The sequence below is a fragment of the Shinella daejeonensis genome (genome assembly GCF_024281235.1).
Taxonomy (GTDB): domain Bacteria; phylum Pseudomonadota; class Alphaproteobacteria; order Rhizobiales; family Rhizobiaceae; genus Shinella; species Shinella daejeonensis.
Window position 1 is genome coordinate 396070 of the sequence record NZ_JAHWXY010000001.1, and the last position, 23909, is coordinate 419978.

The 23909-nt window shown below is 66.0% G+C and carries 24 protein-coding genes; 5 read left to right on the forward strand and 19 right to left on the reverse strand.

Annotation, left to right across the window (positions count from 1 at the left end):
• Positions 1-52: 52 nt before the first annotated feature.
• Both KYK29_RS01915 and KYK29_RS01920 read left to right on the forward strand, forming a co-directional pair.
• On the forward strand, positions 53-472 hold the full coding sequence (locus KYK29_RS01915; RefSeq protein WP_254689158.1) for an SRPBCC family protein: 420 nt from the start codon (positions 53-55) through the stop codon (positions 470-472).
• Between the two features lie 141 nt (positions 473-613).
• Entirely contained in the window at positions 614-1351 is a 738-nt protein-coding gene (locus KYK29_RS01920; protein WP_254689159.1) for a GGDEF domain-containing protein, read from the forward strand.
• Between the two features lie 81 nt (positions 1352-1432).
• Here the strand turns inward: KYK29_RS01920 and ccoP are convergent, their stop codons facing one another.
• The 4 genes from ccoP to ccoN are packed head-to-tail and all read right to left on the reverse strand — an operon-like array spanning position 1433 to position 4827.
• The gene (ccoP, locus tag KYK29_RS01925) at positions 1433-2296 is read right to left on the reverse strand and encodes a cytochrome-c oxidase, cbb3-type subunit III (protein ID WP_254689160.1); all 864 of its coding nucleotides are present in this window, start codon (positions 2294-2296) and stop codon (positions 1433-1435) included.
• Between the two features lie 2 nt (positions 2297-2298).
• Positions 2299-2451: a cbb3-type cytochrome c oxidase subunit 3 gene (locus tag KYK29_RS01930; RefSeq protein WP_254689161.1), complete on the reverse strand. Its 153-nt coding sequence runs from the start codon at positions 2449-2451 to the stop codon at positions 2299-2301.
• A 10-nt stretch (positions 2452-2461) separates the two neighbouring features.
• Complete coding sequence (gene ccoO, locus KYK29_RS01935; protein ID WP_254689162.1) at positions 2462-3193, reverse strand: cytochrome-c oxidase, cbb3-type subunit II; 732 nt, start codon at positions 3191-3193, stop codon at positions 2462-2464.
• Between the two features lie 11 nt (positions 3194-3204).
• A complete protein-coding gene (gene ccoN, locus KYK29_RS01940; RefSeq protein ID WP_254689163.1) occupies positions 3205-4827 on the reverse strand; it encodes a cytochrome-c oxidase, cbb3-type subunit I in 1623 nt (540 codons plus the stop codon).
• A 192-nt stretch (positions 4828-5019) separates the two neighbouring features.
• Here ccoN and KYK29_RS01945 point away from each other — a divergent pair, with 192 nt between their 5' ends.
• Entirely contained in the window at positions 5020-5499 is a 480-nt protein-coding gene (locus tag KYK29_RS01945; RefSeq protein WP_254689164.1) for a hemerythrin domain-containing protein, read from the forward strand.
• Positions 5500-5523: 24 nt separating this feature from the next.
• On the opposite strand, the gene KYK29_RS01950 is transcribed toward KYK29_RS01945, so the two are convergent.
• The 6 genes from KYK29_RS01950 to KYK29_RS01975 all read right to left on the reverse strand — a co-directional run bounded on the left by KYK29_RS01950 (position 5524) and on the right by KYK29_RS01975 (position 10909).
• Entirely contained in the window at positions 5524-6465 is a 942-nt protein-coding gene (locus KYK29_RS01950; protein ID WP_254689165.1) for a lipid A biosynthesis lauroyl acyltransferase, read from the reverse strand.
• A 10-nt stretch (positions 6466-6475) separates the two neighbouring features.
• Entirely contained in the window at positions 6476-7504 is a 1029-nt protein-coding gene (locus tag KYK29_RS01955) for a zinc-binding dehydrogenase (protein WP_254689166.1), read from the reverse strand.
• A 13-nt stretch (positions 7505-7517) separates the two neighbouring features.
• Positions 7518-8804 (reverse strand): beta-ketoacyl-ACP synthase, encoded by a 1287-nt coding sequence (locus KYK29_RS01960; protein ID WP_254689167.1) that lies wholly within the window; start codon positions 8802-8804, stop codon positions 7518-7520.
• A gap of 10 nt (positions 8805-8814) precedes the next feature.
• Positions 8815-10017, reverse strand: coding sequence for a beta-ketoacyl-ACP synthase (locus KYK29_RS01965; RefSeq protein WP_254689168.1), 1203 nt, complete (start codon positions 10015-10017; stop codon positions 8815-8817).
• Positions 10018-10019: 2 nt separating this feature from the next.
• Positions 10020-10502 (reverse strand): 3-hydroxyacyl-ACP dehydratase FabZ family protein, encoded by a 483-nt coding sequence (locus KYK29_RS01970; RefSeq protein WP_254689169.1) that lies wholly within the window; start codon positions 10500-10502, stop codon positions 10020-10022.
• Between the two features lie 122 nt (positions 10503-10624).
• The gene (locus KYK29_RS01975) at positions 10625-10909 is read right to left on the reverse strand and encodes an acyl carrier protein (RefSeq protein WP_254689170.1); all 285 of its coding nucleotides are present in this window, start codon (positions 10907-10909) and stop codon (positions 10625-10627) included.
• 431 nt (positions 10910-11340) lie between these two features.
• Here KYK29_RS01975 and KYK29_RS01980 point away from each other — a divergent pair, with 431 nt between their 5' ends.
• The gene (locus KYK29_RS01980) at positions 11341-12069 is read left to right on the forward strand and encodes a Crp/Fnr family transcriptional regulator (protein WP_254689171.1); all 729 of its coding nucleotides are present in this window, start codon (positions 11341-11343) and stop codon (positions 12067-12069) included.
• 9 nt (positions 12070-12078) lie between these two features.
• Here KYK29_RS01980 and KYK29_RS01985 read toward each other — a convergent pair whose 3' ends face one another.
• The 6 genes from KYK29_RS01985 to KYK29_RS02010 form a co-directional block, all read right to left on the reverse strand.
• Positions 12079-12507: a L,D-transpeptidase gene (locus KYK29_RS01985; RefSeq protein ID WP_254689172.1), complete on the reverse strand. Its 429-nt coding sequence runs from the start codon at positions 12505-12507 to the stop codon at positions 12079-12081.
• 103 nt (positions 12508-12610) lie between these two features.
• The gene (gene cbiB / locus KYK29_RS01990) at positions 12611-13591 is read right to left on the reverse strand and encodes an adenosylcobinamide-phosphate synthase CbiB (RefSeq protein WP_254689173.1); all 981 of its coding nucleotides are present in this window, start codon (positions 13589-13591) and stop codon (positions 12611-12613) included.
• 2 nt (positions 13592-13593) lie between these two features.
• On the reverse strand, positions 13594-14619 hold the full coding sequence (cobD, locus tag KYK29_RS01995) for a threonine-phosphate decarboxylase CobD (protein ID WP_254690053.1): 1026 nt from the start codon (positions 14617-14619) through the stop codon (positions 13594-13596).
• Positions 14619-15929 (reverse strand): cobyrinic acid a,c-diamide synthase CobB, encoded by a 1311-nt coding sequence (locus KYK29_RS02000; protein WP_254689174.1) that lies wholly within the window; start codon positions 15927-15929, stop codon positions 14619-14621. The genes cobD and KYK29_RS02000 overlap by 1 nt, the downstream gene beginning before the upstream one ends.
• A complete protein-coding gene (cobA, locus tag KYK29_RS02005) occupies positions 15926-16765 on the reverse strand; it encodes a uroporphyrinogen-III C-methyltransferase (RefSeq protein WP_302795373.1) in 840 nt (279 codons plus the stop codon). The genes KYK29_RS02000 and cobA overlap by 4 nt, the downstream gene beginning before the upstream one ends.
• Positions 16765-17253 (reverse strand): cobalamin biosynthesis protein, encoded by a 489-nt coding sequence (locus KYK29_RS02010; protein WP_254689176.1) that lies wholly within the window; start codon positions 17251-17253, stop codon positions 16765-16767. The genes cobA and KYK29_RS02010 overlap by 1 nt, the downstream gene beginning before the upstream one ends.
• Positions 17254-17522: 269 nt before the next feature.
• Here KYK29_RS02010 and KYK29_RS02015 point away from each other — a divergent pair, with 269 nt between their 5' ends.
• Positions 17523-18308, forward strand: coding sequence for a TSUP family transporter (locus KYK29_RS02015; RefSeq protein ID WP_254689177.1), 786 nt, complete (start codon positions 17523-17525; stop codon positions 18306-18308).
• 19 nt (positions 18309-18327) lie between these two features.
• Here KYK29_RS02015 and cobO read toward each other — a convergent pair whose 3' ends face one another.
• From cobO to cobW, 3 genes are all read right to left on the reverse strand, one after another.
• Positions 18328-18969 carry a cob(I)yrinic acid a,c-diamide adenosyltransferase gene (gene cobO / locus KYK29_RS02020; RefSeq protein WP_254689178.1) on the reverse strand — a complete coding sequence of 214 codons (642 nt, stop codon included), beginning with the start codon at positions 18967-18969 and terminating at the stop codon, positions 18328-18330.
• Positions 18970-18998: 29 nt separating this feature from the next.
• On the reverse strand, positions 18999-22748 hold the full coding sequence (gene cobN, locus KYK29_RS02025; RefSeq protein WP_254689179.1) for a cobaltochelatase subunit CobN: 3750 nt from the start codon (positions 22746-22748) through the stop codon (positions 18999-19001).
• 109 nt (positions 22749-22857) lie between these two features.
• A complete protein-coding gene (gene cobW / locus KYK29_RS02030; RefSeq protein WP_254689180.1) occupies positions 22858-23907 on the reverse strand; it encodes a cobalamin biosynthesis protein CobW in 1050 nt (349 codons plus the stop codon).
• Between the last annotated feature and the right edge of the window lie 2 nt (positions 23908-23909).

Consider the following 23909-nt stretch of genomic DNA (forward strand, 5'->3'; position numbering starts at 1 on the left):
TCGCGTGAAAACCGTCGCCCGCACCGACCGGCTCACCGCAAGGAGAACACCGATGCCAATCATGCCCGCCCGGATCATCCATCGCACCATCGCCCGCGACTGGCGCGACGTCTATGCTTTCGCCAGCCGCCCGGAGAACATGCCGGCCTGGGCGTCCGGCCTTGCTGCGGGACTGACCCGCAACGGCGACGAATGGATCGCCGACGGCGGTCCCATTGGCGCGGTGCGCGTCCGTTTCGCCCCGGATAACGATTTCGGCGTCATCGATCATAGGGTGACGCTGCCGGACGGCGGCATCGTCGAAAACGCGCTGCGTGTCGTACCGAACGGCGATGGCGCGGAAGTGATGTTCACCCTGTTGAAACAGCCGGGCATGGATGAGGCCGCCTTCGAGGCGGACGCCGCCCATGTGGCCCGCGACCTCGACGCTCTCGCCAGCCTGCTTGAGATAACGCCGGGCCGTAGCGCCTAGCGGCTTCGGAAGCGCCAACCGACGCCGATGCACCGCGCAGGCCGCTGGAGACGACGGCATTTTAACGATCGCATTCAATCTTTCTCAACGGATAGCTTCTAGGCAGGTCCCGCACCCTCCCAAACGGCCGGCTTTCCTGCGATGTTCAGACTCTTCCTCAAGGCGCTCGCCGTCGGCATAGCCTCGACGCTCGCCTCGCTCGCCATCAGCCTGATCTTCGTTCCGCTCATGGGCGGCCGGGTGGCCGGCGCCGGCCTCGTCATGACGATCGTCTGCCCGCTCGCCATTTCGATCCCCGTCTCGCTGTTCCATTTCCACCAGGCCGGCAAACTGCGCGCCGCAAACCTTGCCCTGGCCGAGGCGCGCGACAAGCTCGACGCGGCCTATCGGCTGCTGCAAAGCCAGTCGCGGCGCGATCCCCTCACCAGTCTTCTCAACCGCGCCGCCTTCATGGCCGAGCTGCAACTGCTCAGCAACGCCGGCGCCCATGGCGGGCTGCTGTTTCTCGATATCGATCACTTCAAGTCGATCAACGACCGCTTCGGCCACGCCGCCGGCGACGAGGCCCTGCGCCGGACCGGCGTCCTGATCGCGCGGCTCGCCGGCAACGACAATCCGGCCGGCCGGCTCGGCGGCGAGGAGTTCGCCGTCTTCTTCGGCGGTGTCTCCGATCACGAAATGATGGAACGGTCGCAACACATACGCCGCGCGGTCGAGGCTCTCGACCTGCGGGCCCCGGACGGAACGCCCATCCTGCTCAGAATGAGCATCGGCGCATTCCACTGCGGGCCGCGCTTCGATCCGGAAAAGGCGCTCGCCGCCTCCGACCGCAATCTCTACCGCGCCAAGTCGATGGGCCGGAACCGCGTCGTCGCCTGAACTCTTCCCCGCCCACAACGAAAACGGGGCGCGACCATGCGGCCGCGCCCCGTTTTTCCGTTACCGGCAAAAGCAGTGCCGCTATTCGCCGCCGCCCAGCGAATGGACGAAGATTGCGAGCTGCTTGACGGTCGGCTCACCGAGCCTGCCGAGCCAGGACGGCATGACGCCATGCTTCGGCGCGCGCACCTGCGCGACGACGGACGCCTCGTCCCCGCCGTAAAGCCAGATCGCATCGGCAAGGTTCGGAGCGCCGAACTCCCGGTCGCCACGCGCATCCTCGCCATGGCAGGACGCACAATTGGCGGCGAACACCTCCTTGCCGGGTTCGATTATTTCCGGTTTTGCAGGCGTCGCCGTGAGGCTCACCACATAGGCGGAAACCTGCCTGATTTCCTCCGACGACAGGATATCGGCGAAGGCCGGCATCTCGGCGAAGCGCGTGTCGTCTTCACCGGGGTGACGCACGCCATGCGCGATGGTGTCGAAGATGTCCTGGGCGGAGCCGCCCCAGATCCAGTCGTCGTCATTCAGGTTCGGATAGCCCGGAGAGCCCGCCGCGCCCGAACCGTGGCACTGGACACAGTTGACGCGGAACGCCGCCGCGCCGCCGCTGATGGCGAATTGGGACAATTGCGGATCGGCGAGAATGTCGTCGAGCGGCATTTCCACCACCTGCGTCAGAAGCGACGCCTGCGCCTGCCGGGCATCCGCCAGTTCGACAGCGACATTGGCGCGGCTGGACCAGCCGAGCAGGCCGCTGGTGGCGTCGGAGATCAGCGGCCAGGCGGGAAAGGCGATCGTGTAGCCGATGGCCCAGACGATCGTGACATAGAAAGTCCAGACCCACCACCGGGGCATCGGGTTGTTCAGTTCCCGAATACCGTCCCATTCGTGGCCCGTGGTCTCGACGCCGGAAATCTCGTCGATATGCTTTTCAGCCATGATCAGTCCTCCTTGAGAGGGATAGCGGCGGCCTCGTTGGCCGCCTTGCGCGCGCCGGGCCGGAAGACGAAGAGAACGACGCCGATGAAGAACAGCGTCATGGCCAGAAGGCCCCAGCTATCGGCGAAGTGCCGCATGGCGGTATAGGTTTCCATCCCGGCCTCCTCAGCGATAGCCGCTGGCGTCGTCATAAGTGGAGAAGTCCACCAGCGTGCCGAGAATCTGGAGATAGGCGACGAGCGCATCCATTTCCGTCAGCCTGGCCGGATCGCCGTCGAAATCGCCGATCTTGGCTTTCGGATAGCGCGCCTCCACGCCGCTGGTATCGGCGTTCGGGTCCGCCTGGGCCTTCAGATCGGCCTCGGCGTTTTCAACCATCTCGTCGGTATAGGGCACGCCCACGCGCCGGTTGGCGGAAAGATGCATGCCGACATCCCTCACCTCGACCGGCGTTTCCTTCAGGAAGGCGTAGCTCGGCATGATGGATTCCGGCACCACCGAGCGCGGTTCGATCAGGTGCTGGACATGCCACTCGTTGGAATAGCGATCTCCGACGCGGGAAAGGTCCGGGCCGGTTCGCTTCGAGCCCCACTGGAACGGATGGTCGTACATCGATTCCGCCGCGAGCGAGTAATGCCCGTAACGCTCGACCTCGTCGCGGAACGGCCGGATCATCTGGCTGTGACAGGTATAGCAGCCTTCCCGGATATAGATGTCGCGGCCGGCAAGCTCGAGCGGCGAGTAGGGCCGCATGCCCTCCACCTTCTCGATGGTGTTCTCCAGATAGAAGAGCGGCGCGATCTCGACGATGCCGCCGATCGTGACGACGAAGAACGAGCCGACCAGAAGAAGCGTCGCGTTGCGTTCGAAGATGACGTGTTTGTCAAGAATGGACATCGGTCCACCTCCTATTCGGCCGGCTGGAGACGCGGCGCGGCGCCCGGGATCGGGGCCTCGTCACGCTCGTAGCCGAGGATTGTCATGGTCACGTTGTAGGCCATGATCAGCGCGCCGAGCAGGAACAGGCCGCCGCCGATCGCGCGCGTCACATAGTAGGGGAACATCGCGGACACGGTTTCGGCGAAGGAATAGACCAGGAAGCCCTGCTCGTCGTATTCGCGCCACATCAGGCCCTGCTGGATACCGGCCACCCACATGACGGCCGCATAGACGACGATGCCGAGGGTCGCGAGCCAGAAGTGCCAGTTGACCATGCGGATCGAATAGAGCCGTTCCCGCTTCCACAGCTTGGGCACGAGATAGTAGATCGCGCCGAAGGTGATGAGGCCGTTCCAGCCAAGCGCCCCCGAATGCACATGGCCGATCGTCCAGTCGGTATAATGGCTGAGCGAATTGACCGTCTTGATCGACATCATCGGCCCTTCGAAGGTCGCCATGCCGTAGAAGGCGACGGCCATGACCATCATGCGCACGATCGGATCGGTGCGGATCTTGTCCCAGGCGCCGGAAAGCGTCATCAGGCCGTTGATCATGCCGCCCCAGGAGGGCATCCACAGCATGATGGAGAACACCATGCCGAGCGTCTGCGCCCAGTCGGGCAGCGCCGTGTAGTGCAGGTGGTGCGGACCCGCCCAGATATACATGAAGATCAGCGCCCAGAAGTGGATGATCGACAGCCGGTAGGAATAGACCGGCCGGTTCACCTGCTTGGGAATGAAGTAATACATCATCCCGAGGAAACCGGCCGTCAGGAAGAAGCCCACCGCGTTGTGGCCGTACCACCACTGGGTCAGGGCGTCCTGCACCCCGGAGAAGGCCGAGTAGCTCTTCGAGCCGAGGAAGGAGACCGGGACCGCCAGATTGTTGACGATGTGCAGCATGGCGATCGTAACGATGAACGACAGGAAGAACCAGTTCGCCACATAGATATGCGGCTCCTTGCGGGTGGCGATCGTGCCGAGGAAGGCGACCAGATAGGCGACCCAGACGATCGTCAGCCAGATGTCGACATACCATTCCGGCTCCGCATATTCGCGGCTCTGGGTGATGCCGAGCAGATAGCCGGTCGCGGCCATGACGATGAAGAGCTGATAGCCCCAGAACACGAACCAGCCGAGATTTCCACCGAACAGCCGCGCACGCGAGGTCCGCTGCACGACATAGAAGGAGGTCGCGATCAGCGCGTTGCCCCCGAAGGCGAAGATCACCGCCGAGGTGTGCAGCGGACGCGTGCGGCCGAAGTTGAACCAGGGCTCGACGTTGAGGTCGGGGAAGGCGAGCTGGAGCGCCACGAGCACCCCGACCAGAAAGCCGACGACGCCCCAGAAGACGGTGGCGATGACGCCATAGCGCACGACGTCGTCGAAATAGCCGTCGGCGTCTTCACCGGACTTTTTGGCGGCGGCCGGCGCGAAGGACACCCGCCGCAGCATGAAGACCGTGCTGGCGAGCAGCACGAAGAAGAGAACCCACATATGGGCCTCGAAAAACCTGTCCCGGGCGAAGGCCGCGCCGAGCAGCGCGACGAAGGCCCCGATGGCCAGGACTATCGTAGGTGTTACAAAATTCATCGTTGGCTTCCCCCAACCCGGACAGACCCGCAGAAGGTCGAATCCCTCGCGGACCGACCTATGCGCTCGCAGCACGGATCGCAGATCGCCCGGGCCGTCTCCTTGATTTGAATCAAGGCAAGCCCTGCCTGCTGTGGGCATCTGGAACGGGATGGCGCAGCCGCCGCGCGGCGCGTGGACGGAGTGCTCGATATGACGGATGACTATGGCATCCTGCGGCTATTGTCGGACTGCCCGACCGGGGCCGTTTCGCTGGAATGGCTGGAACGCGCCTATGAGGTGCAACTTGCGATCTGCGACACCTTGGAGGAAATCGCCGACAGTCTGCCCGCCAATGTCGATCCCCGGAAATGCCTCGACGTCGCCCGCGTGCTGCTGCCGCTGGTCATGGACGTCCACCGCTACGAGGAAGACACGCTTTTCCCGACCGTCACCGCCCCGGACGGCGAGGAAACGCTGACGGCCTCCCTCGCAAGGCTTCGCTTCGAGCATGTCGAGGACGAATGTTTCGCGGAGGAACTGACGGATACGCTCAATCGCCTCGGCCGCGACGACCGGACGGTGAATGCGGAAGCCGCCGGCTACATGCTGCGCGGCTTTTTCGAATCGATCCGCCGCCACATCGCCTTCGAACGCCAGTTCGTGCTGAAGGGCACCGCCCCGGCGCCATGATGCCGGAACGCCGGCAACCGGCCGTCACGCCTTCCGGAAATCCGCAAGGCTGCGCTTGATGTTCCAGCGGTCGTGATACCACAGCCACTGACCCGGATATTCCCGCACCCATTGCTCGACCTTGTCGTTGAGAAGCTGCGCGGTCGCCTCGACGTCGACGCTGCCGTTGTCACGGCGGGGGATCGTCAGGGCCGGTTCCAGTTCCAGCCGGTAACGGTTGCCCGGCAGGCGGATGCAACGGGCCGGATAGACCTCGCAGCCGAACTGCCGCACCAGCTTGGCAAGCAGCGGGTTGGTCTGCACCTCGCGCCCGAAGAACGTCGTATGCAGCCCCTTGTTGAACTTCTGGTCGACCAGAACGCCGACCGGGCCGCCCGCCTCCAGCTTGCGCGCCAGCGTGAAGGAGGAGCCCGCATGCGAAGGCACCAGATGGCCCATGCGCTGGCGGCGGAACTCGAAGACCTTCTCGGCGATATAGGGATTGTTCGGCGGCCGGAACAGCACCGTCACAGAAAGCCCGAAGGCGGCGCCGGCGACAGGCAGGATCTCGAAATTCCCGGTATGGGCCGTAAAGACGATGAAGGGTCGCGGATTGTCGCGCAGATCCATGAAAAGCGGGATGCCGGCGACTTCCACGCGGCCGGGAGCCGGACGCTCGGGATCGAAGTCGAACAACCGGTCGAGGAAGACATATTCGGCGGCAAGCCGGCCCATGTTGCCCCAGGACTCCAGCGCGATCGCCTCCAGCTCCGCCTCCGGCTTGTCCGGAAAGGCGTTGCGCAGGTTGGTGAGCATCAGCCCGTGCCGCCGGGTCTTCGGGCCGATGCGGCGGGCGAAGCGGTCGGCGAAATTGAGCGCCCCGTCGGCGGGAAAGAGCTTCAGCAGGTTGAGCAGGCCGAAAGCGAATTGCGCCACGAGCCACTGCTTGGTTTTCCTCAGCGCCAGAACGAGGCGTGTGACGAACATCCGCAAGGCGTCAATCCAGCTTCAGGACGATCTTGCCGAAGACCTGGCGGGTTTCCATCCGTTCCAGCGCCGTGGCGATACCGTCGAAGGTCACTTCCGTGTCGATGACCGGCGAAACCAGGCCGCGCGCCATCTTCTGCATGGCGTTCGCCATGTTTTCCATCCGGCAGCCGAAGGAGCCGAAGAGCTTCAATTGCTGCTGGAACAGCATCATCAGGTTCATCTCTGTCGAGACGCCCGACGTGGAGCCGCAGGTGACGAGCCGCCCTCCCCGCTTCAGGCACAGCATCGAGCCCGCCCAGGTATCCTTGCCGACATGTTCGAAGACGACGTCGACGCCCTTCTTCTTCGTCAGCTTGCGCACCACGCCTTCGAAACGGTCCTCGCGGTAATTGATGACATGGTCCGCGCCCAGCGCCTTCGCCTTCTCGACCTTGTCGTTCGAACCGACCGTGGTGATGACGGTGCAGCCGATTTTCTTCGCAAGCTGGATCGCCGCCGTGCCGATGCCGGAGCCGCCGGCGTGGACGAGGATCGTCTCGCCGGGTTCGAGCCTCGCGTTGTCGAACAGCATATGCTCGACGGTGCCGAAGGTGACGGGCGCCACCGCCGCGCCGACCGCATCGACGCCGGGCGGGGCCGGCACCAGCAGCCGGGCCGGAAGGTTCACCTTCTCCTGCGCGAAACCGTCGAGATGAAAGCCGTGCACCCCGCCGACGTGCTCGCAGAGATTGTCCCGGCCCTCGCGGCAGGCCTTGCAGAGACCGCAGGTGCGCGCGCCATAGATCGAGACCAGCTGGCCCGGCAGCACATTGGAAACGCCCGGACCGAGCGTCTCGACCACGCCGGACGCTTCCGCGCCGATGACCAGCGGCATCTTGCGCTTGGCGAACGCCATGCCGCGCCAGCCCCAGACATCGATATGATTGAGGGCGACGGCCTTGACGCGCAGCGTCACCTCGCCGGGGCCGGGTGCGTCCGGTTCGGGAATGTCGGTGAGTTCAAGCTTGCGGTCGTCGAGAAGCTGGAGGGCGCGCATGGCTACTTTCCTGTCAGGCGGGTTCCGCCGTCATCACGAGGCTGGCGTTCTGGCCGCCGAAGCCGAAGGAGTTGGACAGAACCGCCGTCACCGGCGCATCGCGCTTCACGTTCGCTACGACGTCGAGAACGATGGCAGGATCGGGGTTCTGGTAATTGATCGTCGGGGGCAAGGTGCCGGTCAGCATGGTCTGGATCGAGAACACCGCCTCGACCGCGCCGGCCGCCGTCAGCGTATGGCCGATCATCGACTTGTTGGACGAGACCGGAATATCCGCCAGCGCCTCGCCGAAAACCGTCGACATGGAGAGATACTCCATCTTGTCGTTTTCCGGCGTCGACGTGCCGTGGGCGTTGATATAGCCGATGCCGCTCTCGTCGATGCCGGCGTCTTCCAGCGCCGCGCGGATCGTCGCGATGGCCGGGCCGCCGTCCGGCGAGGAGCGGGTGCGATGGAAGTGATCGGCCTTCTCGCCGCACCCCTTCAGGATGCCGAGCACGCGGGCGCCGCGGGCAACCGCCGATTCCAGCGATTCCAGCACCAGCGTCGCCGCCCCTTCCGCGATGACGAAGCCGTCGCGATCCTTGCTGAACGGCTTCGACGCCTTCTCCGGCGGATCGTTCTGGGTGGAGAGCGCGGACAAAAGCGCAAAGCGGATCAGCGCCTCCGCCGTCACGGAACCGTCGGTTCCGACCGTCAGGGCCCGGTCGGTGCGCCCCTGGCGGATCGCCTCCACGCCAAGCTGGATGGCGGTGGCGCCGGAGGCGCAGGCCGTCGAGAGCGTGACCGGCAGGCCACGCGTGCCGTAGCGATCGGAAAGCCGTTCGGAAATCGCGCCGAAGGCCCAGGCCTCGTGCAGCTTCGGATCGGGATTTTCCCGCAGCACGGCAAAGAACCGGTCATAGGCGTCGCCCGGCCGCTGCGAGGGAGCGGCGCGGTCGGCAAGCGCGAAACGGTCGCGCCAGTCCGGCTCGATCGGCGGCGCGGCGAGGAAAAGCGGTCCGCCGAATTCACCGGCAAGGCCGGCCTGCGCCAGCGCCTCGTCCGTCGTCTCGCGGGCATAGGCATAGGAGCGTTCGACGGGATTTTCGACGGGAACCCCGATAAAATCGACCATGCCGGAAATGCGGGTGTTCAACCCGTCGACCGGAAAGCGGGTGATGCCGTGGATCCCGGAGACGCCGCCGGTGAGCGCGGCCCAGTTATCCTCGACCCCCTGCCCCAGCGAGGTGACGACCCCCATGCCGGTGACGGCGACGATGGGACGACCGAGATGATCCCTGAAAGCGGATTTCGTCATGGCCGGAACCTCACGTCTCTGCCGAAAGGATGGCGAGGCCCTCGCCGCGCGCATGGCCGACGGTCGTGACCACCGCCGTCGTGGCGGGGCCGGGCATCGGCGTCTCGGCATGGGCATCGAAAGGCGGAACGGGCTGGCCGTTGCCGAGCGCCAGCGCCGCCAGCGCCAGGCCCAGCGGAAATTGCGCCTCCAGCGCCTGCCCCGTGACGGCGCTGTAGCCGCGCAGCGCACTGCCGGCGAAGCGCCCGCCGGCCCAGGCTTTTTCCCGCGCCGTCAGGTCGTGCGCGCCGGATGCGCCGGAAAAGACGACGGTTCCCGCCGGATCCGCGTCGAGATCGCCGGCAAGCCGGTCGAGCCGCGCTTCCAGCCGGCCCGCCTCGCGATTGCCGCGATCGCCGCCGATGGCGTCGATCGTCGCATAGATGCGCGCACCCCGCGCCTCGGCGTTCTGACGGGATTCCAGCACCAGGAAAGCGGCGGCCGACCCGGTAATGATGCCGCCGCCAGCACTTTCGTCACGCGACCACAAGGGCGTCCAGCCGCCGGTCGCATGGGCGCTGATGGCCTCGTAGAGAAGGATGACGTCCTGCCGTTCCGCCACAAGCGCGCTGCCGACGAGCGTATGCGTCGACTGGCCGGCGCGAATCCGGTGAAAGGCGGTTTCCACGGCGCTGATGCCGGCGGCTTCCTCTCCCATGAAGGTGCGGGAAGAACCGGTGACCTTATGCACGATGGAAATATTGCCGGCGAGAAGATTGGAAAGCTGCGCGAGGAACAGCGTCGGCCGCAGTTCGGTCGTCAGTTTCTCGTTCAGCAGCCGCTCGCGGTCATTGCGCTTCAACGCCTCGTCGACGATCAGCGAATCGACCGCGATATCGCGTTCGCCGCCGCCCGCCGCCACGATCATGTCCATCGAGCCGCAGGCGTCCGCATCGTCCTTGAACCCGGCGTCGTCAAGCGCGAGCCCCGCGGTGAAGACGCCGAGACGCTGCCAGTTTTCCATCTGCCGCTGGTCGCCGCGCCTGGCGATCTGCTCGCTCCAGTCGATCGCCGGCAGCGGATGCACCGGATAGGGCGAAAAGCGTTCGGTATCGATCTTCAGCACCGGCGCGTCGGCAGCCGAAAGCATGGCGGCATGCGCCCCGGCTCCGACGCCCTGACAGCTCACGATCCCGATGCCGGTGATCACCACGTCGTTGCCTGCCCTGGTCATGGTCAATTCTCCCCGGCCGTCGCGGCCAGCGCATCGAGCAATCCGACCTCGTCGGCACGCTTGCGCACGATCGCCGCCAGCGGCACTTCCGCGAAAGGCATGGTGCGCAGCTTCAGCTGCGCGTCGCAGACCTTCTTGCCCGCAGACGAGATTTTCGCCTTCGTCACCGCATAGCCCGATCCGTCGTGCTCCAGCACCGCTTCGATGTCGAGCACCGCATCGGGTTCGACGAAGGCGCGCATCTTGGCCCCGTCGACGCTCATCAGGAACGGCATGGCGGCGAAATCGCTTGCCGCGAGCACGAGAAAGCCCGAGGCCTGCGCCATGGTTTCGATCAGCAGGACGCCGGGAACGAGCGGCATGCCGGGGAAATGTCCCTCGAAGACCGGGCTTTCCGCCGGCACGACCGAGCGGGCCTTCAGCACGCGGCGCGCGCCATCGACGGCCTCCACACGATCGATCATCTGGAAATATTCTAGCAGCATCGGATATCATGCCTCCGGCGAAATCCGGAAATCGAAAGGCCTGCCGCAAACGGCAGGCCGCAAGCCAATCGCGCCGGCTTCATCCGGCGCAACACCGCGCGGGGCGGCCTGTCGCTGTCGTGTCAGGCCTTGGCGGCCCTGAGTTCGTCGATCTTGGCGCAAAGGTTCTTCAGGACGAAATATTCCTCCGTCCCCACCTTGCCTTCATTGACTTCCTGGGTCCACTGTTCCAGCGGAATCTTGATGCCGAATTCCTTGTCGATCGCAAAGACGATATCGAGAAAATCAAGACTGTCGATACCGAGATCGTCGATCGTGTGGCTATCGGGCGCGATCGTCCCGCGATCGATCTCGCTCGTCTCGGCGATAATGTCGGCAACCTTGTCGAATGTAGCAGTCACGCCCATACCTCATAAATCTTCAGTCGGGCGATCCTATATGGAAAAGCGACGCCGTTGCCAATGGGCTTGATGACAGGCCAGGGGATTCCGCCTTGCAGTGTTGCGCAAACAGCATGTGACGGACGGCGATCGAACACCTTCTCCGGCCCCTGACACGACAGGCGTCGAACGCCGCACCCCTTTCAGACAGGCTTCCACCGGCTCGCAGCGCAAGATACGCTTCCCACGGTAGGCATGGAGCCGGCCGGCAAAAAGCAGGAAGCGTTTGATTTTGATCAAATCACCGGCCGCAGGGCCCGTTAGTTTGACAAGTGTCAGGAAGCGCCACTTTGCCGCGAGACACACCGCTTTATAAGCGCGCCGGCGTACATTAGGTATGGTCTTGCGCGTGGCGTTCGACGAACGACCCGCATACGTGACGAACGGAAGGAAACGGCATGGGAATTCTGCATCGGGATATCCGCTCCTCCTCCGACGTTCCGCTCGTCTGCCGGGCCTGCGAGGCGCGACACGGCGGTGTCTGCGCCGCCCTGTCGCCGGAGCAGCTGTCCGAGCTGAGCAGGCGCTCCACCCGCCATCGGCTCGATGCCGGCACGGAAGTCGTCGGCCAGGGCGAATCCATGGAGCGCTACTCGAACATCGTCCGTGGCGTCGTCAAGCTGACCAAGGTCATGGCGGACGGTCGCCAGCAGATCGTCGGCCTGCAATTCGCGCCGGATTTCCTCGGGCGTCTGTTTCTGTCCGAAAGCGCCGTCGCCGCCGAAGCCGCCACTGATACGGAAATCTGCTCCTTCTCGCGCGGAACGCTCGACCAGCTCGTCACCAGGACGCCGGAACTGGGAGAGAAGCTGCATCGCCAGGCGCTGAAGGAACTGGACGAGGCGCGCGACTGGATGCTGACCCTCGGCCGCAAGTCGGCACAGGAAAAAGTCGCCAGCTTCCTCCATCTGATCGCCGTCAACATCGATCCGGAAAACGACAGCACCGCGTCCTTCGACCTGCCGCTGTCGCGCGCCGACATCGCCGACTTCCTCGGCCTCACCATCGAGACCGTGAGCCGGCAGTTCACCAGGCTGCGCAAGGAAAACGTCATCCGCCTCGTCAATAACCGTCAGGTCACGGTGCCGGACATGGCGCTGCTCACCCGCCTTGCCGGCAACGATTGACCGCAAGCCTCAGCGCGCCACCACGATACGCGTATTGGCAAGGCCGGCGGCCCGGGCGAGACGGAAGAAGGTCGCCGCATTGTCCGGATGCAACCGTACGCAACCATGCGAAGCCGGCCGTCCGAGACGTTTCGTGTCATAGGTGGCGTGAACGGCATAGCCGCCATTGTAGAAGACGGCAAAGGGCATGGGCGCATTGTTGTATTTGCGCGAACGATGATTGCGCGAGAGCCATTTGGCCGACCAGGTCCCCTTCGGCGTGCCATAACCCTTCCGTCCCGTGGAAACCGGCCAGCGATACTTGACCACGCCGTTCTGGCTGACGGTCATCGTCTGGCCGGACACGCTCACCCGCGCGACCAGAGTGGCGGCGGAAGCGCTGACGGCCTGGAACTGGACAAGAAGAATTGCGGATAAGACCAGTAATACCCGGCGCATGCCTCCCCCTCTTCACCATTCATGATGGCTTTTCATGATCCCCATTTCCGGGGACTGAGAATATTCTGAAAGATTAAAGATTTGACGAAGCCTGCGGATCGGATCAACCGCAGTTGAGAAGGACAGCCAGCCCCGCGACGATGACGGCGAGCGCCGTGCAGGCGCCGGAAAAGACAGACAGGGCCGTCTCCATATCCGCCACGGTGACCGCCGCCCGTCCGGCGGCGTTCATCATCGGCTCATCGACCAGCACGCCGCCATAGATGCGCGGCCCGGCAAGCCCGATGCCGAGCGCGCCCGCCATCGCCGCTTCCGGCCAGCCGGAATTGGGCGAGCGGTGCAATCCGCTATCGCGCAACGCCGCGTCCAGCGCGTCGCGCGCCGCCGGCCAGCCCCGGCGTCCCCAGGCTCCAAGCGCCAGAAACAGGATGGAAAGACGCGCCGCCGGCCAGTTCGCGACATCGTCGAGCCGGGCCGCCGCACGGCCGAAATCGATATATCTCGGGTTTTTATGGCCGATCATCGAATCGGCCGTATTGAGCATCTTGTATGCGAAGAGGCCCGGCAGGCCGAAGACCACGTACCAGAGCGCCGGCGCCACGACGCCGTCGGAAAAATTTTCAGCAAGGCTTTCGATGGCGGCGCGGCAGATCGCCGGTTCGTCGAGCGTCGCCGGATCGCGGCCGACGATCATCGCCACGGCCCGCCGCCCGCCGTCGAGCCCCCCGGCCCGCAACCCCTCGGCCACCGCGCGCACATGGTCGTACAGGCTTTTCTGCGCAAGAAAGACGGCGACGACGACCGCCTCGACAAGCAGGCCGGCCCAGCCGAGCCGCAGGAGAAGCCCGTGGAGCGCGAGGCCGAGGCCGACGCTTGCCACCAGCAACACCACGATGCCGGCCGCGCCGTTGAAACGTCGCATCCGGCCACTCGACGCGGCGACGTTGAAGACGCGGTCGAAAACACCGATCGCCCGTCCGAACAGCGCCACCGGATGGGGCAGCCGCCGCCAGACGCGATCCGGGTCACCGACGATGCGGTCCAGCACGAGCGCGAGAAAGAGGATGAAAAGGGTCGCGGCCATCGTCACTCCGCAGCGCCGGCAAGCGCCGCCGCCAGCCGCGCATCCCCCGCCACATCCGGCGAGAGACCGAAACGCAGCCAGCGCGGATCGTAGTCAAAGGAGCGCACGAGGATATGATGCCGGCAAAGCCTTGCATGGATCGCCGCCGCATCGGCCCGCTCGACCAGCGAAAACAGCGCCGTGCCGCCGACGACCGGCAGGCCGGCTTCCGCCAGAACCCTGTCGAGCGCGCGCTTGCGCGCCTCGATCGTCGTGCGGATCGCCGCCGTATCGCCGGCCATGAGTTGCGTCGCGATGGCAAGGGCCGGGCCGGAAACCGCCCAGGGGCCGAGCCAGTCCTCCATCCGGTCGAGCGTCGCCGGCGCGCCGATCACGAAACCGAGGCGCAGGCCGGCAAGGCCGAAGAACTTGCCGAAGGAACGGAAGACGACAAGCCCCGGCCGGCCCGCTCCGGCAAAGCCCGCGACGCTCTCGCGCGGATCCATGTCGCCGAAGGCTTCGTCGACGACGAGGACACCGCCATCCGCCGCCACGCGGTCATGGAGTTCCAGAAGCGCGTCGCGCGCCAGCAACCGGCCATCGGGATTGTTCGGATTGACGGCGACGACGAGTCCATGGGCGGGCGTCACGGCATAGGGCGAAGCGACACGGTCGACCGCAAGCCCGGCATTGCCGAGCACGCGGGCATATTCGCCATAGGTCGGCGACAATACCGCCACGCGGCGCTTCGCGGGAACGAGACGCGGCAGCAGCTGGATGACGGACTGCGTCCCCGGCACGGGAAGCGGCAACGCGCCCACCGTCCCGTAATAGCCGGCGGCAGCACGGCGGGCCGCCTCCTGGCGATGCGAATCCGGCAACCGGTGCCAGGCGGCGATATCGACCGGCGGCAGCGCGACGGGATTGGGGTTGATGCCGGTGGAAAGGTCCAGCCAGTCCTCCGGCCGGCCGCCGTGGCGGGCCGCGGCGGCGGCGATCCCGCCGCCATGCGCGATCCGGGGCGCACCCGTTTTCTCCATCAGCCGCATCACGCCGCCTCCGGCAGAAGGTCGATGAGATGCAGATAGGAGCCGGAAACCGCGCCGCGCCGCAGTCCCACCGAGCCGAGCGGCGCGCCCGTCGCGTCGGTTGCCGAAAACAGGCGATCCGCCGGCCCTTCCTCGATGACCGTGGAATAGTGAAACTCATGCGCGCTCATCGGCCGGTCGAAGCCCGCGCCGGCAAGCGGCGTCACGCGGCGGTATCCGAGATGCCGGCGCCTTTCGGCAAAGCTGGTGACGAGCGGCAGCAGCCCGAGCATCGCATGACGCGTCCCGTCCGCCGCCACGAGCCCCTCCCCGAGCGTCATATAGCCTCCGCATTCGCCGTAGATCCGGACGCCCCGTTCGACGGCCCCGGTCATGCCGTGGCGAAAGTTTCCCGCTCCCGCAAGCGTACCGCCGTGCAGTTCCGGATAGCCGCCGGGAAGATAGACGGCATCGGCGGCGGGATCCGGCCCCTCGTCGGCAAGCGGGGAGAAGAAGGAGATTTCCGCCCCGGTCGCCCGCCAGCCATAAAGCAGGTGATCGTAGAGAAAGGCGAAGGCGCGGTCGCGGGCAATGGCGATACGCTGGCCAGGCGGCGCGATGCGCGCCCCGGTCCCGGCCGCCGGCGGCAGGAACGCCTGCGTGGCGGCCAGCGCCGCCAGAGCGTCGAGATCGCAGGCCCGTGCGACCGCCGCCGCCGCGCCGGCGATGAAACCGTCCAGCGCCTCATGCTCGCCCGCCTGAACCAGTCCGAGATGGCGTTCCGGCAGGACGAGCGCCGGATCCTGCCGGAGGACACCGAAGACGCGGAGCCCCGCGCCTTTCAACGCATCGAGAAGCATCGCCTCGTGACGCGCGCTTCCCACCTTGTTGAGGATGACGCCGGCCACACGCACATCGCTGCGGAACTCCGCATATCCCTTGACCATCGCCGCCACCGATTGCGACAGACGGCTGCAATCCACCACGAGAACGACCGGCAGGCCGAGGATGACGGCAAGATCCGCCGGCGAGCCGGAGCCGTCGGCGGCCCCATCGAACAGCCCCATCATCGCTTCGATCAGCAGCAGTCTGCCGCCTCCGGCCTGCATGGCGGCATTGGCGCGAAGATGCTCCGGCCGCATCGCCCAGGGATCGTAATTGAGGCAGACGCTGCGGCTGGCGGCGGCGTGAAAGGCCGGGTCGATGTAATCCGGCCCCGCCTTGCCGGACGAAAGCGGCACGCCGGCGTCCGAAAGCGCCCGCGCCAGCCCGAGCGTCACCGTGGTCTTGCCGGCGCCGGAGGCCGGCGCGGCGATCAGCAGGCCGCTCATGCGGGATCCTTCAGCACGGGGTGGAAGGGATCGGGCGCAAGCCTGCGCCCCTCGGTCAGCGCCCCCAGCCAGTCGAGCGACGGACGCAGGCGCACCACCTCTCCGACCACGACGACGGCCGGAGGCTCCATGCCGGAAGCGGCGACATCGGCCTCCGCGCGGGCAAGCGTCGTTTCCAACACCCGCTGTTCCGCCGTCGCGGCATTGCAGACGAAGGCGACCGGCTCGTCGCCGGCGCGGCCGGCCGCCATCAATTCGGCGGCGATCCGGCCGATATGTTTCATCGCCATATACATGACGATGACCGGGGAGCCGCGGGCGATCCCGTCCCAGTCGATCCTGTCGGGGACCGCGCCGGAGGAATCGTGGCCGGTCAGGAAGGTGACGGCATGGTTCACCTCGCGGTGCGTGGCCGGAATGCCCGCATAGGCAAGACCGCCGATACCAGCCGTGATGCCCGGCACGATACGGAAGGGAATACCGTTTTCGGCAAGCGTCAGCGCTTCCTCGCCGCCCCGGCCGAAAACGAAGGGATCGCCGCCCTTGAGCCGCAGCACGCGCGCGCCGGCGCGCGCCAGCTCCACCAGCCGCAGCGAGATATCGCGCTGCTTCGCCGAGGGCTTTCCGCCCCTCTTGCCCGCATATTCGATCAGCGATCCCGGTCGGGCGAGCGCAAGGCATTCACCATTGACGAGCGCATCATGGACGATGACATCGGCCTGCCGCAGGGCGTTGACGGCATGAAGCGTCAACAGTCCCGGATCGCCGGGCCCGGCCCCCACCAGCCAGACGGTCCCCTTCTCCATCGCCGGAAGGGAAGAAAGCAAGGCGTCCATCACAGCCGCTCCGCAGATGAATCGAAACATGAAGACGTGGAATCACTTCCTGAACCTTCGCCCGCAAGCGACTGGAACGATTCGCCAATCGCCGCCGTCGCTCGCGCCGACAGGGTCTTTTCCACCAGCAGCCGGCCGCCCTCGCCCGCCGCCGCCAGAGCCGCCGCCTCGGCGACGCCGTGGCATCCCGTATGGGAGAAGACGACCGTCGAAGGATTGGCGAGGCGCGGCGTTTCCGCCTCCAGCCGCGGCGCATCGAACGTCACGAGCGGCACGCCGTAACGACGCGCGACGGCGAGCATCGCCGGCTCTTGCGCCCTGATATCGAGCGTGGCGACGGACGCCAGCCGTCCGGCACCGCAGCGCGCCAGAACCTTTTTCGAAAGAGCGAGCAATTCGTCCGCCGGCGTCCCGCGTTCGCAGCCGAGGCCGAGCACGAACCGCCGCGCATTCTGCTCCGTATCTGGTGAGAAGGCATCTTCGGGCATCCCGGTCCTCGCGAAATTTCCATGCGAAAGGCCCGGCTTCACCGTAACCGACGATTCCGGATCTGGCCCCGTTTTGGGTCGGCCGCACCGGACACCGCTCGGCCTGCAATCCGCAGGCACCGTCGCTTTCTCCTGTGTAGCCGAGCGGCCGGAACCGGTCAAACCGGATTGCGCCACCGGCAGGGCCGTATGCGGCATCGCCGGAGGTCTATGCAAGATGCGACGGAAGGAATATGGAAGGCCGATTGCCCCGTCCCATGGGAACCGCCTTGGCCGACCTCACCCTTCATCTTCTCGTTTTCCTGTTCATCGCCGCCTTTATCGCCGGTTTCATCGATTCCATTGCCGGCGGCGGCGGCATGATCACCATTCCCGCCATGCTGCTCGTCGGCATCCCGCCGCTTGAAACGCTCGGCACCAACAAGTTGCAGGCGCTGTTCGGTTCCGGCTCCGCCACGCTGGCCTATACGCGAGCCGGGCATATCCGCCTCACGGAACAATTGCCGATGGCGGCCCTTTCGCTGGCCGGATCGATGGCCGGCGCCTTTCTGGCGACCGTGCTGCCAAGCGATGTGCTCAAGGTGGCCCTGCCCTTCCTCCTCGTCGGCATCGCACTCTATTTCGGCTTCAAGCCGAACATCGGCGATCTCGACAGCCACCGCCGCATGGGTGTTTTTGCCTTCAGCGCGACGGTGGTGCCGATGATCGGCTTCTACGACGGCGTCTTCGGTCCGGGTGCCGGTTCGTTCTTCATGCTGGCCTTCGTGTCGCTCGCCGGCTTCGGCGTGCTGAAGGCGACGGCCCATACGAAACTCCTGAACTTCGGCTCCAATATCGGCGGTTTCGCCGTTTTCCTGTTCTATGGCGTGGTGCTGTGGAAGGTCGGGCTCGTCATGGGCGTCGCCCAGTTCATCGGCGCGCAGGTCGGCTCGCGCCTGGCGATGAAGAACGGCGCCAGGATCATCAAGCCGCTCCTCGTTCTCACCTCCATCACCCTCGCCGTCCGGCTGATGGCCGATCCCGGCCATCCGCTGAGGTTATGGGCAGGCTGGTGAGGACATCGCGCCCTGCGGGCTAGAACTCGACGCCCTGCTGCGCCTTGATGCCCGAGCGGAAGGGGTGCTTCACCAGTTCCATCTCCGTCACCAGATCGGCGATCTCGATCAGGCCGTCCTTCGCGTTGCGGCCCGTCAGAACCACATGCGTCATCGCCGGCTTCTCGGTCGTCAGAAACGCCACGACCTCGTCGAGATCGATATAGTCGTAGCGCAGGGCGATGTTGATCTCGTCCAGCAACACCATGGAATTGCGTTCGTCGCGGATCAGGTCCTTGGCCTTTTCCCAGGCTTTCCCCGCCATGGCCATGTCACGGGCGCGGTCCTGCGTTTCCCAGGTGAAGCCTTCGCCGAGCGTGTGGAACTGGCAGAGATCGGAGAAATGGGCCTCGATCAGTTCCCGTTCGCCCGTCACCATCGCCCCCTTGATGAATTGTACGACGGCGCAGGGCATTCCATGCGCGATATGGCGGAAGATCATGCCGAAACCGGCGGTCGACTTGCCCTTGCCCTTGCCGGTATGAACGATCACCAGACCTTTCTCATCGGTCTTCGTCGCCATGATCTTCTCGCGCGCCTGCTTCTTCTTCGCCATCTTTTCCGAATGGCGCGCCAGTTCGGCTTCGCTCATGCCTGCGGTTTCGTCGTGGTTGTCGGTCATCTTGTCTTCCCTTCGGTCCTGATCGGTCGTCATGAGGCCTTAAGCCCGCCCAGCATGTCGAGGTCGAAGCGCGCGGAATTGGACCGCGGCGTCCAGAGGCCCCGATCGATCGCCTCGGCGAAGCGCGCCGCCATTTCGGCGAGCGCGGCCGGGTTCTTGCGCAAAAGGAAATCGCGGACCTTCTCGTCGAGCAGATAGGCCCGATAGGCCGCCTCGAAATGATGATCCTTCACCGCGCCGGTCGTGGCGGCGAAGGCGAACATGAAATCCACCGTCGCGGCGATCTCGAACGCGCCCTTGTAGCCGTGCCGCATCACGCCCTCTATCCATTTCGGATTGACGACGCGCGCGCGCACCACCCGGCCGATCTCGTCTTCCAGCGTACGCACCACCGGTTTTTCCGGCCGCGACAGATCGTTGTGATAGACGACGGGCTGCCGGCCCGACAGATGTCCGGCCGCCGCCGCCATGCCGCCCTCGAACTGGTAATATTCATCGCTGTCGAGCAGGTCGTGCTCGCGGCTGTCCTGATTCTGCACCACCGCCTGAAGCGTCCGCATGCGGGCCTCCAGCCGCTCGCGCATCGGCACGCTGTCGCCATCGCCGTCATAGGCATGCGCGCCCCAGGCAAGCCAGGCCTCGGCAAGATCGCCGCGATCGGTCCACAGCCCCTCGTCCATCATGGTCTGGAGGCCGGCGCCGTAGCTGCCCGACTGCGCGCCGAAAACGCGGAAACCCGACTGCCGCTTCGCCTCCTCCGCCGAAGCGCCCCGCGCCGCCAGCATGGCCGCCTCGGCGCGCATCCGCGTGGCGATGGGATTGTCGGCGCCGTCCTCATCGAGTGCGCCGACGGCGCGCACCGCCCGGTCGAAGAGCGCGACCTGCTCGGGGAAGGCGTCGCGGAAGAAGCCGGAAATGCGCAAGGTCACGTCGACGCGCGGATGGCGCAGCACCGCGGTCGGCATGATCTCGAACCCCGTGACCCGGCGCGACGCCATATCCCAGGTCGGCTTGACGCCGATCAGCGCCATGGCCTGGGCGATATCGTCGCCGCCGGTGCGCATGTTGGATGTGCCCCAGGCGGTGATGCCGAAGGAGGTCGGCCATTCGCCATGGTCCTGCGCATAGCGGGTCACCATGAGCTCGGCGGATTTCCGCCCCAGTTCCCAGGCCGCCGGCGTCGGCACGGCGCGGCTGTCGACGGAGTAGAAATTGCGGCCTGTCGGCAGCACGTCCGGCCGCCCCCGAGTCGGCGCGCCGGACGGGCCAGGCTCGATGAAGCACCCGTCGAGCCCCCGCATCAGCGCCGAGATCTCCGCCGGCCCGCAGGCGACGATGGCCGGACGGATGGAGCTTTCGACGGTCGCGAGAACGGCAAGGGTGGCCTTCCAGTCCGGCGGACAGGCCACACGCCGCTCCACCAGCTTTGCCGCCAGCAGTTCGATACGCTCCACCGTGTCGCCGTGGCTGCGCCAGGGGTCGTCGGACTGCATGGCGAGGATCGGCGGCCGGGACCCCGTCCACGGGTCGGAAGCAAGACAATCGAGCGGATCGAAGGCCGGCTCCGCCGCCCCCAGCGCATCCGCCGCGATCGCCCGGTGGAGGCTTGCGTCTCCGCCCTCGCCCTCACCGCGCGGCAGGCGGGCAAGCGCGACCGTCAGATCGGCAAGAAGCCGGCCCTCCGGCGAGACGCCGAAGATGTGCAGGCCGTCGCGGATCTGCATTTCCTTGAGGTCGCAAAGATAGGCGTCGAGCTTTTGCAGCGCCGCCGCCTCGCCGTCGGAAACGGCGATCCCGGCATCGCGGTCGAGGCCGATATCCCGCACGAGGTCGAGAATCTGTCTGGAAAGCAGTTTCAGGCGTCGCGGATCGCCGCCGGACGCGTCGTAATATTCGTCCACCAGCGCTTCCAGATCCTTGAGCGGCCCATAGGTCTCGGCCCGCGTCAGGGGCGGCGTCAGGTGATCGACGATGACGGCGGCGGTGCGCCGCTTGGCCTGTGTGCCTTCGCCCGGATCGTTGACGATGAAGGGGTAGAGATGCGGCAGCGGACCGAGAACGGCCTCCGGATAGCAGGCTTGCGAGAGTGCCAGCGCCTTGCCCGGCAGCCATTCGAGATTGCCGTGCTTGCCCATGTGCACGATCGCGTGGGCGCCGTAGTGGCGGCGGAGATAGGCGTAGAAGGCGATATAGCCATGCGGCGGCACGAGATCCGGCGAGTGATAGCTGTCCTTCGGATCGATATTGTAGCCGCGCGCCGGCTGGATACCGACCACGGTTTCGCCGAAGCGGCAAAGCGGCAGCGCGAAAATGTCGTCGACAACGAAGGGATCGTTTTCCGGCGCACCCCAGCGCGCCGTCACCTCATCCTGAATCGAAGCAGGAAGGGAGGAAAAGAACACCTTGTAATCACTTACGGAAATCCTCTCGCGAATTTCACGGCCGTCGCTTGCCGAATTGGTCGGGCCGGCCATCAGATGGGCGATCAGCGCATCGCCGCCTTCGGGCAGGCCGGCGACCGGATAACCGTCCGCCGCCATCGTCCGGAGCACCTGAAGCGTGGCGGCGGGCGTATCGAGGCCGACCCCGTTGCCAAGCCGGCCGTCGCGGTTCGGATAATTCGCCATGATCAGCGCCACACGCCGGCGGGTCGGCGATGTCCGCCGCAGCCGCGCCCAGCCGGCAGCGAGTTTCGCAACGAAGCGGATGCGATCCTCGACCGGATCGAGGCCGACGATATTCGCCTCGACACACTCGTCGTAGCGGGCGGTCGCCTTGAAGGAGACGGCGCGCGTAAGCACCCGTCCGTCCACTTCCGGCAGCGCCACGTTCATGCCGAGATCACGCGCCGTCAGTCCCTGCCCCGAGCCCTCCCAGGCCGCGCGCGAGGAACCGGAAAACACCATCTGGAACACCGGCGATCCGGTCTCGTCCAGCACGGTCGGCTTGCGGTCGGCGCCCGGCGCGGAGACGGCGAAGCTGGTGGCGTTCAGCACCACCTCCGGGCGGACCGCCGCAAAAGCGGCGCGCACCAGCGCCATGGAAGCCGGCTCCTTGAGGCTGGAGACGAAGATCGGCAACGCCCGCACCCCTTCGGCGGCAAGCGCCTCGATCAACATCTCCACGGGCCGCGTCTCGCCGCTCTGGACATAGGCGCGGTAAAAGCAGATCGCCGCCGTGGGCAGCGAGGCATCCTGCGCGCACCTTTGCCATGCCGCGACGTCCGTCACGCCGGATCCCGGCCACCAGATGCCGGCCTTCTCCAGCGGCGTGGCCGCAGCCGGCTTGTCGCCGCCATGCACCAGCGCATCGGTATAGGCAAGGAAGCGATCCGCGTTCTCCGCTCCGCCCTCGTTGAGATAGGCCCAGAGCCGCAGGCGGTCGGCCTCGTCGATACGGTTGAAGGGCGACAGCCCGTCATCCGGCCGGTCGTCGCCCGGCAGCACGACGAGCCCGATACCGTTGGCGACGGCCGTCGCCAGCAGCGCCTCTAGCACGTAGCGGAAGTAACTGGTGCCGCCGAGCGCCCGCACGACGATCAGCTTGGCATGCCGCGCCGTGCGCTCGACATAGGTATCGACCGACATGGGATGGGCGAGCGTGGCAAGGCTTACGAGCCGCAGCCGCGTCTGCGAGCCTCGTCCGCGATGGGCGGCAGCGATGGCGGCCAGTTCCGTATCGGCGGCCGAAAGAAAGAGCACGTCTCCCGGCGTCTGGCCGAGATCGATCGCCTCGCCGCTCTCGGCGATCGTGCCTTTCTGGGCTAGGAGAAGATGCATGGCGCGCCTCCCCGGCCAACGGGAGGCATCCGCTCTTCCGCTCGCCGGGTCTCTGGTCCGGAGCGAGGCAAGCCGGGGCCGCCGAAGGTTCCGTGTCCCGTCACAGCGATCACACCGCTGCGGCGATGGCGGCGCGCACGGCGGCTTCGTCCATATCGTGCAGGCCGATGACGACGAGACGGGTGGCGCGCATCTCGCCGGGCGCCCAGGCGCGCTCGAAATACTGGTCGACACGGCTGCCGACAGCCTGCACGAGCAACCGCATCGGCTTGCCGGGCACATCGGCAAACCCCTTCAGGCGCAACACGTCATGCGCGGCGATCACCGGCTTGAGGCGTTCGACGAAGGCGGCGGGATCGGCAATCGGTCCAAGCTCGACGACGAAACTGTCGAATTCGTCATGGTCGTGCTCCTCGCCGTTCTCATGGTCCAGATCGTGGTGCGACTTGCGATTGGCGATATCGTCCTCGGTGCCGACGTTGAGACCGAGCAGCACGGCGGCCGGAACATCGCCGTTGCGCGCCTCGATCATCGACGGCTTGCGGGCGATGCGGGAGAAAACCTCCTCGCGCACCGTCTTCAGCCCGGCGGCGTCGACAAGGTCCGCCTTGTTGAGAACGATGAGGTCGGCGGCGGTGAGCTGATCCTCGAAAAGCTCCTCCAGCGGGCTTTCGTGATCGAGGTTCTCATCGGTGACGCGCAGCGCATCCACCCGGTCGTGATCGTCGGCGAAACGGCCGGCCGCAACGGCGGCGCTGTCCACCACCGTCACGACGCCGTCGACCGTCACCTGCGTCTTGATCTCCGGCCAGTTGAAGGCGGCGATGAGCGGTTGCGGCAACGCGAGACCGGAGGTCTCGATGACGATATGATCGGGCCGGTTCTCCCGCTCCAGAAGCTTCGTCATGGTGGGGATGAAGTCATCGGCGACGGTGCAGCAGATGCAGCCGTTGGTGAGTTCGATGATATCGTCTTCCGTGCAGGTCTCCACGCCGCAGCCCTTGAGCACGTCGCCGTCGACGCCCAGATCGCCGAATTCGTTGATGATGAGCGCGATGCGCTTGCCTTCCGCGTTCTGGAGCAGATTGCGGATCATCGTCGTCTTGCCTGCGCCGAGGAAGCCGGTGATGACGGTCGCGGGGATCTTCTGTTGCAACATGG